General features: G+C 53.8%; 15 protein-coding genes. 3 read left to right on the top strand and 12 right to left on the bottom strand.

From position 1 onward, the window contains the following. Window positions 1-19 precede the first annotated feature (19 nt). From CGL_RS14005 to CGL_RS14030, 5 genes are all read right to left on the bottom strand, one after another. Entirely contained in the window at window positions 20-745 is a 726-nt protein-coding gene (locus tag CGL_RS14005; RefSeq protein ID WP_011015402.1) for a sirohydrochlorin chelatase, read from the bottom strand. A gap of 37 nt (window positions 746-782) precedes the next feature. Then, window positions 783-2,084 carry a GTP-binding protein gene (locus CGL_RS14010; protein WP_003862775.1) on the bottom strand — a complete coding sequence of 434 codons (1,302 nt, stop codon included), beginning with the start codon at window positions 2,082-2,084 and terminating at the stop codon, window positions 783-785. Continuing rightward, entirely contained in the window at window positions 2,084-2,998 is a 915-nt protein-coding gene (gene cysD, locus CGL_RS14015; protein ID WP_011015403.1) for a sulfate adenylyltransferase subunit CysD, read from the bottom strand. The genes CGL_RS14010 and cysD overlap by 1 nt, the downstream gene beginning before the upstream one ends. Beyond that, window positions 2,995-3,780, bottom strand: coding sequence for a phosphoadenylyl-sulfate reductase (locus tag CGL_RS14020; protein ID WP_003853541.1), 786 nt, complete (start codon window positions 3,778-3,780; stop codon window positions 2,995-2,997). The genes cysD and CGL_RS14020 overlap by 4 nt, the downstream gene beginning before the upstream one ends. Window positions 3,781-4,021: 241 nt before the next feature. Next, complete coding sequence (locus CGL_RS14030) at window positions 4,022-5,707, bottom strand: nitrite/sulfite reductase (RefSeq protein ID WP_011015405.1); 1,686 nt, start codon at window positions 5,705-5,707, stop codon at window positions 4,022-4,024. 382 nt (window positions 5,708-6,089) lie between these two features. On the opposite strand from CGL_RS14030, the gene CGL_RS14035 reads away from it, so the two are divergent. Continuing rightward, a complete protein-coding gene (locus tag CGL_RS14035) occupies window positions 6,090-7,463 on the top strand; it encodes an FAD-dependent oxidoreductase (protein WP_011015406.1) in 1,374 nt (457 codons plus the stop codon). A 96-nt stretch (window positions 7,464-7,559) separates the two neighbouring features. Further along, on the top strand, window positions 7,560-8,924 hold the full coding sequence (locus CGL_RS14040) for a Fic family protein (RefSeq protein WP_003862769.1): 1,365 nt from the start codon (window positions 7,560-7,562) through the stop codon (window positions 8,922-8,924). Between the two features lie 70 nt (window positions 8,925-8,994). On the opposite strand, the gene CGL_RS14045 is transcribed toward CGL_RS14040, so the two are convergent. Together CGL_RS14045 and CGL_RS14050 are read right to left on the bottom strand one after the other, a co-directional pair. Further along, complete coding sequence (locus CGL_RS14045) at window positions 8,995-9,201, bottom strand: hypothetical protein (protein WP_020948647.1); 207 nt, start codon at window positions 9,199-9,201, stop codon at window positions 8,995-8,997. Between the two features lie 89 nt (window positions 9,202-9,290). Continuing rightward, complete coding sequence (locus CGL_RS14050; RefSeq protein WP_003853529.1) at window positions 9,291-9,707, bottom strand: VOC family protein; 417 nt, start codon at window positions 9,705-9,707, stop codon at window positions 9,291-9,293. Window positions 9,708-9,786: 79 nt separating this feature from the next. Between CGL_RS14050 and CGL_RS14055 the strand changes: the two genes are divergently transcribed. Further along, window positions 9,787-10,155: a hypothetical protein gene (locus CGL_RS14055; protein ID WP_011015408.1), complete on the top strand. Its 369-nt coding sequence runs from the start codon at window positions 9,787-9,789 to the stop codon at window positions 10,153-10,155. A gap of 96 nt (window positions 10,156-10,251) precedes the next feature. Here CGL_RS14055 and tctA read toward each other — a convergent pair whose 3' ends face one another. From tctA to CGL_RS14080, 5 genes are all read right to left on the bottom strand, one after another. Beyond that, window positions 10,252-11,784, bottom strand: a complete 1,533-nt coding sequence (tctA, locus tag CGL_RS14060; protein ID WP_011015409.1) for a tripartite tricarboxylate transporter permease TctA — start codon at window positions 11,782-11,784, stop codon at window positions 10,252-10,254. After that, the gene (gene tctB / locus CGL_RS14065; protein ID WP_011015410.1) at window positions 11,784-12,350 is read right to left on the bottom strand and encodes a tripartite tricarboxylate transporter TctB; all 567 of its coding nucleotides are present in this window, start codon (window positions 12,348-12,350) and stop codon (window positions 11,784-11,786) included. Before tctB ends, tctA begins: the two co-directional genes overlap by 1 nt. Further along, window positions 12,350-13,354 (bottom strand): tripartite tricarboxylate transporter substrate binding protein TctC, encoded by a 1,005-nt coding sequence (gene tctC / locus CGL_RS14070; RefSeq protein ID WP_011015411.1) that lies wholly within the window; start codon window positions 13,352-13,354, stop codon window positions 12,350-12,352. Before tctC ends, tctB begins: the two co-directional genes overlap by 1 nt. Before the next feature lie 293 nt (window positions 13,355-13,647). Further along, entirely contained in the window at window positions 13,648-14,382 is a 735-nt protein-coding gene (locus CGL_RS14075) for an AAA family ATPase (protein WP_011015412.1), read from the bottom strand. Further along, a complete protein-coding gene (locus tag CGL_RS14080; RefSeq protein ID WP_011015413.1) occupies window positions 14,379-15,101 on the bottom strand; it encodes an AAA family ATPase in 723 nt (240 codons plus the stop codon). Before CGL_RS14080 ends, CGL_RS14075 begins: the two co-directional genes overlap by 4 nt. Window positions 15,102-15,133 lie beyond the last annotated feature (32 nt).

Below are 15,133 nucleotides of genomic sequence, written 5' to 3' on the forward strand. Positions count from 1 at the left end.
GCTGATTTCCTTAGCGGTCTTAGATATGTGCCAGCAGTGCGCTCAATGCAGCGTGGTAACGGGCTGCAACAAGTGGTGCGAGGTCAGTAGTTAGGGGTTCGGAATAGGTGAAGTTTGTGCCGGTGGCAGCTGCGATGTTGGCGGATTGATCAATAGCCCGATCCAGCAGCAAACCTTCCGTAACAAACAGCGGCAGGATGTGGACGGCCTTGTGTTTCGAGGCCACCTCTATTACTCCGGCGCCGCCGGCACCTGGCCCACCGGTAGCGGGCACCACCTCAACCGAAAAGCCAGTGAGGAGAGCAATGGTGTGGGCAAGATCGATGACTGATTCATTGGCGGACACGTGTGAGCTGCCAACGGAATACAAAATCACATGGGCATCTGTGGGGGCGTCCGCACTCAACCGCTGCGCAAGCACGCTGGCTACATCGGAGCCAGTGCCCAAATGCGGACCCACGAGAAGTTCCACACCATACTTTTCTGAAGCATCTTTTACTGCCTCAGGAACGTCAATCTTTGCGTGATACGCATTGCTAAACAGCAAAGGAACCAACGCTGCCCTGGTTACACCTTCCGCACTGAGCGTTGCCACAACCTGATCAAGGGAAGGTTCAGCAAGCTCTAAATGCGCTTCCACGGCTGGTGTTTCCAGCATTCGTCCGGCCTCATGAGTCAGCGCAGTAATGCCTGCAGCTGCGGACTTTTTGCGGGAACCGTGGGAAAGCGTAATCAGGGGAATCATGAGGTGTCCTAAATGGGGTCTTGCCTAAGACACTGGTCTAGATCGACCAGTTATTGCGTAGGCGGTGGCCAACCAAGCCAGCTGCGAGGGTATCGCCGGAGGATTGGTCGATGAGGAGGAAGGATCCGATGGCGCCGCGGGCAGCGTAATCTTCAACTTCGAGTTCGCCTGCAACGTCGATGCGCACGTGTGCGATGTCGTTGAGGCCGTAGGTTTCTGGTGCTTCGTTGTCGTTGACGCCGTCGATGTCGAGGACTCGTTCGATGGCTGCGACGCGTCCGCGGACCAGCTCGGTGCCGTAGCGAACCTTGACTGCTGCACCTGGTTTGATGGTGCGATCGGCCAAGCCAACAACAGTGGCGTTGAAGGAGCGAACGGATTCTGGGCGGTCTTCGCCAGCGATGAGTTCGCCGCGGATGAGGTCGATTTCCTGGGCTAGGCGCAGGACAACGGCTTCTCCAACTGATGCGGTCTGGAGGGATCCGTCAGCGGAATCGATGTGGGTGACCTGGGTGGTGCGGCCTTCAGGTAGGTACACGGTATCGCCCACGGAGACGGAACCAGCGTTGATGGTGCCGGCGTAGCCACGGTAGTCGGTGGCGTGCTCGCGGATGACGTACTGGATTGGGAAGCGGAAGCCCAGGTCGTGTGCACGGCCGTGGGAAACTTCTACGTTTTCCAGGATTTCCAGCACGGTTGGTCCGGTGTACCAATCCATGTGGGTGGAAGGTTCTGCAACGTTGTCGCCCTTGAGCGCAGAGATTGGAACAACGTGGGTGTCTGTGACATCAAGTGCAGATGCCAGGCCAACGAATTCCTTTTCAATGTTGCGGAAGACTTCTTCGCTGTAATCAACAAGGTCAATTTTGTTGACTGCGAGGATCACCGTGCGTACGCCCAGCAGAGCCGATACGGACAGGTGGCGGCGGGTCTGCTCGACGACGCCGTGGCGGGCGTCGACAAGCAAAACTACAACCTGGGAGGTGGAGACGCCGGTGACGGTGTTGCGGGTGTACTGCACGTGACCTGGGGTATCAGCCAGGATGAAGGTGCGCTTGTCGGTGGCGAAGTAGCGGTAGGCAACGTCGATGGTGATGCCCTGCTCACGCTCGGCGCGCAGGCCGTCGACGAGGAGTGACAGGTCGAGGCCTTCGAAGCCACGGTCGGCGGAGGTGCGCTCTACGGAAGCCAGCTGATCAGCAAGAACAGACTTGGTGTCGTGCAGGAGGCGGCCGACGAAGGTGGACTTGCCATCATCTACGGAACCTGCGGTGCACAGACGAAGGGTCTCGCGTGATGCAATCTTTTCGGATGCTTTATTCAAGGTTGGAGCAGTCATCAGAAGTAGCCTTCCTTCTTGCGGTCTTCCATTGCGGATTCGCTGAGGCGGTCATCGGCGCGGGTTGCGCCACGTTCGGTAAGGGTGGAGGTGGCGATCTCTTCGATCACATCGTCAATGGTGCGGGCTTCGGAGAGCACAGCACCGGTGCAGGACATATCGCCGACGGTGCGGTAGCGGACAGTCTTGGTGACGATCTCCTCGCCCTTCTTTGGTCCACCCCACTCGCCTGCGGTCAGCCACATGCCGTCGCGCTCGAAAACTTCGCGGTCGTGGGAGAAGTAGATCGGTGGAAGTTCGATGCCACGGGCGCCGATGTACTCCCAAATGTCAGCTTCAGTCCAGTTGGAGATTGGGAAAACACGGATGTTTTCGCCTGGCAGGTGGCCACCGTTGTAGAGGGTCCACAGCTCTGGGCGCTGACGGCGTGGATCCCAACCACCGAAGGAGTCACGCACAGAGAACACACGCTCCTTGGCGCGGGCACGCTCCTCATCGCGGCGAGCGCCACCAAGCACTGCGTCGTAGCCCTGCTCAGCGATGGTCTCCACCAAAGGGACAGTCTGCAGTGGGTTGCGGGTGCCGTCTGGGCGTTCCTGCAGGTCACCGCGATCGATCCAGTCCTGGACTTTAGCTACGCGCAGGCGGGCGCCGGTGCGCTCCACCAGGTTGTCGCGGAATTCCAAAACCTCTGGGAAGTTGTGGCCGGTGTCCACGTGCAGCAATTCAAAAGGCACGTTAGCTGGAGCGAAAGCGCGGCGCGCAAGCTCGTACACCACGACGGAATCCTTACCGCCGGAAAACAGCAGGCCGACCTTATCAAACTGGCCAGCTACCTCGCGGAGGATGTGGATGGATTCATTTTCAAGATCTTTAAGGTGTGGGGATAGTACTGATGCAACGGTTGTGGTCATGAGTGAAGTCCGCATTCTGTCTTGGCGTTTCCAGCCCAACGGCCGGCCCTAGGGTCTTGTCCTTCAGCAACAGGAAGGGTGCAGGTTTCGCATCCAATTGATGGATAACCCTGATGGGTAAGTGGGTGATCGATGAGGTTGTTGTCCGCAATGAACTCGTTGGTTTCCTCCAATGACCAGGTGATAATTGGAGAAATCTTGAGCCTGCCGGTGGCATCCAAGCTCAGCGCAGGGGCTTGAGCACGGGTTGGGCCATCAGCGCGGCGCAGGCCGGTGATCCAGCCAGCGTATGGGCTTAACGACGCCGCCAGCGGTTCAACTTTGCGCATTCGGCAGCACGCCGCTGGGTTGCTGCGGTACAGGTTGAGACCATAAATGGAATCCTGCTCCGTGCGCTTGAGGATCGGCAGCGCGGTGACAAGCTTCTGGGAATAGCGCTCATCTACCTGACGGGCAACTTCAAGGGTCTCCTTGAAGTGGTAACCGGTGTCCAAAAAGAGGAAATCAGCTTCCGGCAGGTGCCGCGCAGCCAGCTCCGCCAGCACGGTGTTTTCCATGCTCAAGGTCACTGCAATAGCGCCCGGCGCGTGCTCGGCTGTCCATTCCAGGATCTCTTGCGCGCTGGCGTCATACAACGCAGCAGCATGCTTTTCGACGAGTTCCTCGTTATGTTTTGCTACCTCTGGTGACAACGGTGTGGTCGTGCGAGGTCCTTCGGGTGAGATCTCGGGATCTTTTACCGAACCAGTATTTTTCAGGGCGTTAACTAGTTGAAAGCTCATTGTTGCGACTCACCTCTTTTGTGTCTTTCGAGAGATTCTTTTAATGCTTGCGATGTGGACTTTGCTGGTGCTGGCCTGTGCACTGGATCGTCCTGGCCGTGATATTTCACTTCAAAAACTCTGGTGCAATCCGCACACAACCACGCGAATTCTGTTTGCTCATCGGGGAAAAGAACTTCTCCCGCGCAGTATGGGCAGTACAGAGGGTGGTTGCGGTTGGGATTGGGTTTCCTCCGAAGACTCACACCAAATCTTCCTCAGCGGCCCGCTGGACCCAATCGCGGAAGTGCTCGTCCTCGTGGCGCTGTTCCTTGAAGTGGGTAACAACGCGAGTGACGTACTCTCCCACTTCATCGGCAATAACCTTGTGGCCCTTGAGCTTGCGTCCGAAGTTTGGATCCAAGTTCATGGAACCGCCCAGGTGAACCTGGAAACCTTCAACGCGGTTGCCGTCAGCATCAGTGACGGTCTGTCCCTTGAATCCGATGTCGGAAACCTGGGTGCGTGCACAAGAGTTAGGGCAACCGTTCAGTGCAATCTTGATGGGAACATCCAAATCGCCGAGGCGCTCTTCCAGTTCGTCGACAAGCTCAATTGCTCGTGACTTGGTGGTTGCGTGCGCAAGCTTGCAGAACTCCAAGCCGGTGCAGGAAATGATGCCGCGGCGGAACTCGGAAGGTGAAGAGTACAGTCCGATTTCATCCAGGTCGCGTGCAACGGTAGTAAGGTTCTTTCTCTCAATATCGAGGAAGAGCAGTTCCTTTTCCGCCGTGGTACGAATCCTGGTGATGCCGTGCTTTTCTGCAACATCAGCAATGGCAATGAGCTGCTCACCGGTGGTGTGTCCAACGGTTGGCTTCACACCGAGGTAGAACTTGCCGTCCTTTTGTGGGTGAATGCCAATGTGGTCACGGTAGCCAGGGTTGGTGGTAACAACTGGGCCATCGATCAGCTTGCGCTCGAGGTATTCGGTCTCAAGAACTTCACGGAACTTCTCAATACCCCACTGTGCCACCAAGAACTTGAGGCGAGCACGGTTACGCAGGCGTCGGAAGCCGTAGTCGCGGAAAATTCCGGCGACGCCAGCCCACACTTCTGGAACCTCATCAAGTGGAATCCAAGAACCAAGTGGCTGAGCAAGCATTGGGTTGGTGGACAGGCCACCGCCCACAAAGCACTCAAATCCTGGGCCGAATTCTGGGTGAATCGAAGGAACGAAGGAAACGTCCTGGATTTCGTGGGTAACATCCTGGCGCTGGTTGCCAGTGATAGCAGTCTTAAACTTACGAGGAAGGTTGTGGAACTCTTCCTTGTCTAGGTAGCGCTCACGAATCGCATCGATAGCCGGGGTGGCATCGATCAGCTCTTCAGCAGCTACGCCAGAAACTGGGGAGCCCAAGATAACACGTGGAACGTCACCGCAACCAAGCATGGTGGACAGTCCGACGGTTTCTAGCTTCTCCCAGATCGCAGGCACATCTTCAATACGAATCCAGTGCAGCTGAATGTTCTGGCGGTCGGTGAAGTCCGCGGTGGAACGAGCATAATCCCTAGAAATTTCACCCACGGCACGCAGGCGCTCAGGGGAAGCCAGTCCGCCATCAAAACGCACACGCATCATGAAGTACTCATCCTGCAGCTCATCATCAGGAAGCTGACCGGTCAGTTCACCGCCCAGATCCTGCTTACGCTGGGTGTAAATGCCCAACCACTTAAAGCGTGGGGCAATGTCATCCGGTGCAATGGAAGAAAAACCCTGCTTGGAGTAAATATCAATGACCCGCTGCTTGACAGCAAAAGCGGGTTCTTCTTGCTTAATTTCCTCGGCATGGTTAAGCGGCTCGGTGCCGTCGATTTTCCATTGGCCTTCGGGCTTAGGCTTCCTGGCGGCACGTGCTGGCCGGGCACTTCCGGTGGTTGTTGTCATGGGGAGTTAATCCTTAAAGAGCTAGTGAAGTACATGTCACTCGGTTTGATCTATCCGCAAACTTAGACGTACCGCTCTGTCTAGACCAACCATTAGATTCATGAGACTGAAAGCAATGGAGTCACCTAATGCCCGTTTAAATGAATTAACCTGGGGATATTAGGTTAGGTTCACCGTGAATATAATAGACCGATCTGTCTAGTTTTTTCATGGAGTTTGAATTTAATTAAGCAAAAGTCTTCGCATTGTCGCATTTCGCTGCTACGTTTACAGACCAAGCGGTCTAGGAGTGTTAAACAGCCTGGACTTGAAACACCTTTAACTACTTGATTTTCACACCCTTGTTTCCATAAAAGGGCTCACGAAAGGCAACTTCAAACACATGACAACTCCCCTGCGCGTAGCCGTCATCGGAGCTGGCCCTGCTGGCATTTACGCATCCGACCTCCTCATCCGCAATGAAGAGCGCGAAGTGTTCGTTGACCTTTTCGAGCAAATGCCTGCACCGTTCGGACTCATCCGTTACGGCGTTGCTCCAGACCACCCACGCATCAAGGGCATCGTTAAGTCCCTGCACAACGTGTTGGACAAGCCACGCCTGCGCCTGCTCGGTAACATTGAAATCGGCAAAGACATCACCGTCGAAGAACTCCGCGACTACTACGATGCAGTCGTGTTCTCCACCGGCGCAGTTGCAGACCGCGACCTCAACATCCCCGGAATTGAAGCAGAAGGCTCCTTCGGTGCCGGCGAGTTCGTTGGCTTCTACGACGGCAACCCACGCTTCGAGCGCTCCTGGGATCTGTCTGCACAGTCCGTCGCTGTTATCGGCGTTGGTAACGTCGGCCTCGACGTAGCCCGCATCCTGGCTAAGACAGGCGACGAGCTCAAAGTCACCGAAATTTCCGACAACGTCTACGACTCCCTCAAAGAAAACAAGGCCACTGAAGTGCACGTTTTCGGACGTCGTGGCCCAGCACAGGTCAAGTTCACCCCACAGGAACTCAAAGAACTCGACCACTCCCCCACCATCAACGTGGTTGTTGATCCAGAAGACATCGACTACGACGGCGCCTCTGAAGAAGCCCGCCGCGCATCCAAGTCCCAGGACCTGGTCTGCCAGATCCTGGAACAGTACGCAATCCGCGAGCCAAAGGACGCTCCGCACACCCTGCAGATCCACCTCTTTGAAAACCCAGTTGAGGTTCTTCAAAAGGACGGCAAGGTTGTTGGCCTGCGCACCGAACGCACCTCACTTGATGGCAACGGCGGCGTAAACGGAACCGGCGAATTCAAGGACTGGCCAGTCCAGGCTGTCTACCGCGCAGTCGGCTACAAGTCCGACCCCATCGACGGCGTCCCATTCGATGAGAACAAGCACGTCATCCCTAATGACGGCGGACATGTCCTCACCGCTCCAGGCGCAGAACCAGTACCAGGCCTCTATGCAACCGGCTGGATCAAGCGTGGACCAATCGGTCTAATCGGCAACACCAAGTCCGACGCCAAGGAAACCACCGACATCCTCATCAAGGATGCCGTCGCCGGTGTACTTGAAGCTCCAAAGCACCAGGGCGAAGAAGCCATCATCGAGCTTCTCGATTCCCGCAACATCCCATTCACCACCTGGGAAGGCTGGTACAAACTCGACGCAGCAGAGCGCGCACTCGGTGAAGCCGAAGGCCGCGAGCGCAAGAAGATTGTTGATTGGGAAGAAATGGTCCGCCAGGCCCGCGAAGCTCCAGCAATTGTCTAAATTGTTTTAACGCGTGAAGCAGTCCCCGCCCGATTTATTCGAGGCGGGGACTTTCGCTTTCCGGGATAAAAATTGCAACGCACTACACTGAGCAGTATGAATGATGAGAATATTCAAAGCTCCAACTATCAGCCATTCCCGAGTTTTGACGATTGGAAACAGATCGAGGTGTCGCTCTTAGATGTCATCGAATCCTCACGCCATTTTTCTGATTTGAAAGATAGCACTGATCGTTCTGCGTTAGATGCTGCGCTAGAGAGAGCAAAAAGAGCTGCCGCAGTTGATACCAATGCCATAGAAGGAATCTTCCAAACTGATCGCGGTTTTACCCATACAGTTGCAACGCAGGTAGGGGCTTGGGAGCAACAAATGGCGATGAAAGGCAAACATGTTAAGCCTGCGTTTGACGATACTCTAGAAGGCTTTGAGTATGTTCTCGATGCAGTAACTGGTAGAACTCCAATCTCTCAGCAATGGATTAGAAATTTGCACGCCGTCATTCTGCGGAGCCAAGAAAGCCACGAGGTTTTTACAGCCGTTGGAGTCCAAAATCAGGCGCTTCAGAAAGGCGAGTATAAAACTCAGCCAAATAGTCCACAGCGCTCAGATGGATCTGTACATGCATACGCCCCAGTTGAAGATACTCCTGCTGAAATGGCTAGATTTATTTCAGAACTTGAATCTAAGGAATTCTTAGCAGCCGAGAAGGTTATTCAAGCTGCCTATGCCCACTATGCTTTCGTATGTATTCATCCTTTTGCAGATGGGAATGGACGAGTTGCACGAGCCTTGGCTAGTGTTTTTCTATACAAAGATCCTGGTGTCCCTCTCGTAATCTACCAAGATCAACGCAGAGATTACATCCATGCTCTAGAAGCAGCGGACAAGAATAACCCGCTCCTGCTGATTAGATTCTTTGCTGAACGAGTGACCGATACTATTAACTCTATTATCGTTGATCTCACTACCCCGATCGCGGGTAAATCTGGTTCGGCTAAGCTTTCGGATGCGCTACGCCCCACTCGCGTATTACCAGAATTACATGATGCTGCACATAGGCTCCAAGAAAGTTTATTTACAGAAATCCGATCTCGATTGGATGAAGAAGGAAAAAGGAATGGGTTGGAGTTTCTACTTCAACGGATTTTTATCGGTTCCCCATTCAATCTGCCAGAGGGCTATAACGCTTTCCCTGATAGCTATTGTCTGACCTTAGCTTTCAATAGCAACTCTCCAAAACAAATCTTCCACCCGCTATCCATAGTAATAGCAGCTCGAGATGGGAAAAGAGCGAGCAGCGACCTCGTGGCAGCTACTTCTATTGGATACAACTTTCACGCTTACGGACGTGAAGTCGAGCCTGTTGTTACTGAAAGCTTTCGAGAACGTGTGAAAATTTACGCCGACGGGATTGTAGATCACTTCTTAACCGAACTGGCTAAAAAGTTTCAACAGAATTAATTAGCCTATCTCGGCTTTCGCCTTCCGATCCTCAGTCTAGGTTTAGCGACTTTTAAAGTCCCCGCTCGTTTTATTCGAGGCGGGGACTTTCGCTTTCCACCTTGCGCGGCCGATTCACCATATAAACCAGCACTGCCACTACCAATCCGGCGATCATAAAACCAAGCGCAACCAGCGCATTGGCATACATGATGCTGATGTACATTCCGGTGAGAACTCCAAGCAAGAAGATAATGAACGCCTTAACAACGGCCCTTCGTTGAAGATCTTCTTTCATGGCAACCACCTTTTCCTCAATGCTCAAAATCAAGCTTTAAGTCCAGAGTTGCAGTTGCCTCACCCGAATTCAATAAGTTTCCAAAAGTTTTAGCCACCGATGTTGAACATCCAGTGAGTTCCAAAGCGATCCTCCAGCGCACCATAAACCGCACCCCAAGGAACAGCTTCCAAAGGCATGGTCACGGTGCCGCCCTCAGACAACTTCTCCCAGTAGCCACGAATTTCCTCTTCCAGCTCAGCGCCACCAGTCAGCGACAACGGAGTGTCCTCGCCCTTCATTCGTTGCATCACGCGCGGAATATCACTGGCAAAAAGCAACTTCTGACCATCAACGACCAGCTCAGCGTGCATGATTTTCTCGCCGTCACCACCAACTTCCTCCTCAGAATGCATGGCGGAAAACGGCATCATCTGAAGCTCGCCACCAAAAACTGTTTGGTAGAACTCCATTGCTTCTTTGGCATTTCCATTGAACTGACGGTACGGGGTGAGATCGGCTTTCATCGGATTCCTGCCTTCCAAGCGAGAGCATTTTCTGTGACCCACATTACGCTAGAAAGCATGCGTCAATCTGCTTCCAGACATGTCACCCTCCTCAGCACCGCCACCCGACCAAAAAATTTACGAGATAGCGCGCGATCTTCCTAGGCTGCCCGCTTGGGCTTCAGGTTTAGCAAGCGGGACGCTTTCGCTTATCGACGCCAACTCCCTCCATTTGGAATCCCCCATGGGCCTAGTTCACACCGAATTCACCCCAATAAACACCTACGGAATCCTCGACCACGTAGTCACCCTCCCCGACGGAACTAAAGTGCTCAACCCTTTCCGAGTCATCCCCCACGACACCGGCTCCGAACTCATTTTCACCGTCCGCCCCAACGAAAACTTCGAAGAAGATTGCCAAGCAGTCGCAGCAGACCTCGAAAGGCTGGTCGCACTGGCCGAAAAATGACCCCACAGAATGGTCTCTAAGCGACTTCGAGGCCTTAAACAAGAAACAGGCAAACCGTAGCCACAGCTACGGTTTGCCTGTTTCTATACGGGGACTTTAAGCGTCGATGGTTTCGAGCTGAGAAGTCAGGTGCTTGCGACGACCGCGGATTGCAGTGATGACACTGACCGCGATGAAGATGGCGAGCACTGCGTAGAGGGACCAGGTGATGGGGCTGGAGACGAGGATGGAGAAATCGCCAACCGAGGACAGTAGTGCGTCGCGGAGGGAGGTTTCAGCCAAAGGTCCAAGAACCATACCGATCATCAGCGGTGCCAGCGGGTAACCGTAGCGACGCATGATCAAAGCCACGACACCGATGCCGAGCAGCATGAGCAGGTCGAACACTGCGCCGGAGGTGGCGTAAATGCCCAGGCCACAGAACAATGCGATGCCGGAGTAGAGGTAGTGGTTTGGAATGAGCAGGAGCTTTGCCCACAGCTGTGCGAACGGCAGGTTGATGAACAGCAGGACGATCATCGCGATGAAGAAGCTGGCAAGAAGTGCCCAGACAAGTTCAGGGTTGCGATCGAAGAGTAGTGGTCCGGGCTGGATTCCGTACTGGCGGAACGCTGCCAACATGATGGCCGCAGTTGCAGAGACTGGGAGACCCAGGGCAAGAAGAGCGCCCATCGCCATGCCTGTGGTGGCGTTACCTGCAGCTTCAGGAGCAGCGAGTCCTCGGATTGCACCTTTATCGCCGAACTGCGGATCTTTGCGTCGTTTATCCAATGCGCGCTCGGTGGAGTAAGCCAAGAAGGTTGGAACTTCAGATCCACCAACAGGGATCACACCGAAAGGCAGACCAATGATGGTTCCGCGTGCCCAGGCTGGAGCGGCTTCTTTGAATTCCGTTCCGGTAAGCCACGGACGGCCTGCAGAGCGCGTCTCCAGATTTGCTTTGTCACGGCGTGCGCGGGCTGCAATGTAAAACACTTCTCCCAGTGCCAAAATCGCGACGGTAACAGTAACGAGGGAAATTCCGTCGAAAAGCTGCGGTGCCCCGAGCGTGAAGCGCTCGATGCCGGTGACCGAATCGATGCCGATGGTCGCAATGCCGAGGCCGAAAATGAGGGACGCAAGTCCCTTAAACACGGAGTCGGACACCACGGAGGAGGTGGCGACGAACGCGAAGAGTGCCAGTGCGAAGTACTCGGCGGGGCCGAATGCGGTGGACAGTTCCGCCAGGGTTGGTGCGAGGAAGACCACGATGAAGGAGGAGACGATACCGCCGATGAAGGCACCGATCGCTGCGGTAGCCAGAGCCTGTGGCGCACGGCCGTTAAGAGCCATGCGGTGGCCCTCGAATGTTGAGGCGATTGCCGATGCCTGACCTGGGGTGTTCATCAAAATTGCCATCGTGGAGTCACCGAAGAGACCACCGAAATATACGCCAGAGAACATAATGAACGCGGCAGTTGGATCAAGCGCGAAGGTCATTGGCAGCAGCAGCGCCACAGCCATGGAGGATCCAAGACCAGGCATGACGCCAACCGCGGTGCCGAGCAAACAGCCGACAATCACCCAGAGGAGGTTCATCGGCGTTAGCGCGCCGGCGAAACCTTCCATCAAGAGGGACAAAATATCCATTAAAAGCCACCACCCAAAAGTCCGGAAGGAAGATTAAGTCCCAAGCCCACATCGAATGCGAGGTAGACCACGGAGCTCATCATGAGGGAAACAAGAACATCGAAACCTGGGCGTTTGGAACCGAAAGCCCTGGTCATTGTCCAGAACAACAAGGAGCCAGCAAGGACCCAGCCAAGATATGGAAGCAAGACTGCAAAGGCGAAGAAGCCACCGATCGCCCACGCGAGTGAGACGTAATCAGAGTGGAATTTCCAGCTTCGGCCAGATTCATTTTCTGGATGCATGGGGTACTTGATGGTTTGAATGGTCAATGCCACTGCCACCAACAAACCCGCGATGCCGAGGATTGTTGGGAAGAATCGAGGTCCTGGGAATGCTGCATTGCCCACATCCATGTTTAAAACACCGATGAGCAAATACAAACTAAATGCCGTAAGAATTGCGGGCATGATGAGCCCGGAGCGGCCTTCCCAGAAAGTGCCCTCGCCAACTGGACGAGGTCCGGGCAGCTGGTGTGATTCCGGGATGTCGATATGGGACTCGCCGGATTGTTCAGTGACGTTCACTAGCCCATCTCCTTGAATAGCTGATCAATTCGGTCAATTTCATCTTCAACAAACTGGTCGAGTTCTTCGCCTTCAAGTGAGGCGTTCATCCAGTAGTTTCGTTCCACCGCGGACTGCCATTCAGCAGTCTCCACAGACTCCGCAACGATTGCTCGAAGTTCCGCAATTTGATCATCGCTCAAACCAGGAGGAGCGAACATGGCACGCCAGTTGGTCAAGGTCACGTCATAGCCTTGTTCCACTAGCGTTGGAATGTCAGAACCTGGAAGGCGTTCTTCTGCAGCAATTCCCAAAACCTTCAATCGACCGGCTTCTACCTGCGGATACATATCAGCAAAACCACCAGTTGATGCCTTTGCGGTTCCGTTCAGTAGCGCCTGAATCGCTTCGCCACCACCATCAGAAGGAATAAAGGTGGTTTGCTTAGGATCTATACCTGCAGACAGTGCAATTTCTGTCATAACAAGCTGGTCAAAGGAACCACCACCGGTCCAGGACACTCCTGCTGGATCTGCCTTCCAACCTTCAATGAGCTCTTCAAGGGTGTTGTATGGAGAATCCGCTGGCACGGTGATGATGTCGAACTCTTCCACCACACGAGCAATTGGGGTGACATCCTGGATTTTCGCAGGGGTATCGAATTGAATTTGTGCTGCGATATGCCCCGTTCCACCCACCATCAAGGTGTTCGGTGCAGTCATGGTAGACAGTTTGCCAAGTGCAATGGTTCCACCAGCTCCAGGGATGTTGACCACCTGAATATTGTTCACGATCTTATTCACGCGCATAGACTGCTGCTGCTCACGTTGGAAAGTATCCCAACCTCCACCTGCAGCTGCAGGAGCAATCAGCGTCATGTTGGAACGAATATCCTCGCCACCGGATGCAGACTGGATGGAGAAAAACGCAGCGATTGCAGTGATGACCACCGCTGCGGTACCTACAACAAATTGTTTAGTTTTGGATTGTGCAGACCCTGCGGGTTCTGCTCCTACTTCGGCCATTTTGGGGGAATCCCTCTCGGTCGGACTTTTGGACAACAAGCTCTTGAATGTTTGATGCCTAAGTGCTTGGGTGATTCACGTCACCGCTTCACTGTGGTGTGGACTACATTAAATGGCTTGCCGTGATCCCTAAAAGTCCTTGATGGAATTCTTTGAGATTCACCCCCAATCAGAGTGTTAAAACTCATTGACCTCGATATATGCTTATTTGGATCATTTTAAATCATTTAGCGCACAGTGATTTGTAGATCATTCTTCAAGGTTTTGTGATCCATTCGAGAACTACTTGTGAGCTAGGACTCCCCCTTGTTGTCCATCATGACGTCCATCATGTACTCAGCAATTTCTTCCGGATCCTCAAAGAAGTCACGTAGCGCTCGAAACGCCGTTGTCACCTCAAAATCAAACCCTCGATGCAGTTCCCCCGATGCACTAAACTCCCAAATTTCTGCACCCGGAATAGCCATCAACACCGGCGAATGCGTCACGATGATAATTTGCGCACCACTTTCCGCCAGAAAATTAAGCTCCGCCAGAATCGCCATCTGTCGAATGAACGATAGCCCCGCTTCAGGCTCATCCATCAGATACAGCCCCTTGCCCACAAAAGCATTCTGCACAATATGCATCACCGACTCCCCGTGCGACATGTGATGAAGGTTCACCCAGCCGGGAGCCTCATCGCGATATCCAGACGCGACGTTGAAATGAGTTTCCGCCCGCAGGAAATACCCCCGCATCGGCTCTTTTCCCTTGTGTGCTTTTGCCACAGTTTGCAAAGGGTTGTCGGAAGGTTTGAACTTTCCGGTGTGTTCACCACCTGCTGTGTCGAAGCCCGCATTGATCGCGATAGCCTCCAGCAATGTCGACTTACCCACACCGTTTTCCCCGGTTATGACGGTGATCGGCGCACGAAAGTCCAGCATGCGCTTTTCTCTCAACACCCGAAAAGCAGGAACCTTCTCTGTCCAAGCAGCAGCCACACCCACATGTTCAAGCGCTGCAATATCGGTGATATACGGCATCATTGGTGATCCTCCTCCGCAGTCAGAAACGCCGCCGTACCTCGCGGATCTGCCACAAATTCCCGAGCCGCACGAACAGCCTCCGCATCCTCAAAATTCACCTTTGCAACACCCGAAGATGTAATTTCAAGGATCTCTGCCCCCGGAATAGCCAACAATATTGGAGAGTGCGTAGCCATGATGATCTGCGCACCACCTCGAGCAAGGTTGCCCAACTTTCCCAACAACTCCAACTGCCTCAGCATGGAAAGGCCTGCCTCAGGCTCGTCCAAAACAAAAAATCCTTGATTGTTAAAACGCCGATCAATCACCGCAAATACCGATTCGCCATGGCTCATCTTGTGAAGATCATGCATGTTCTTTTCCCCCATTAACTCCTCATAATAGGAAGCCACGTTATACATCGTCTCACCCCGAAAAAAGAACGCATCCCGAGGGTTTTCTCTCCGCACCAACTTCAACGACTGATGAAGCGACGACACAATATCGCCTTCCCTGCCAAAGTTTGCATGCCTAGAGCCACCAGACGGATTAAGGCGCATCCCCACCGCCAAAGCCTCAACCAACGTGGATTTACCCACCCCATTTTCACCAGTAATCACAGTAATCGGTGCACGAAACTCCAACGGCTGTTCATGCAGATATTCCACGATCGCCAGGCTCGATAAATACCCCGGCAATGACTCCGGATGATCAAGCAGCGAAACCTTTGTCAAGAACATAGCTCCCCACCCTAGACAAAAGCCCAAATAAA

Origin of the sequence: Corynebacterium glutamicum ATCC 13032 (assembly GCF_000011325.1) — a bacterium.
Classification (GTDB): Bacteria; Actinomycetota; Actinomycetes; order Mycobacteriales; family Mycobacteriaceae; genus Corynebacterium; species Corynebacterium glutamicum.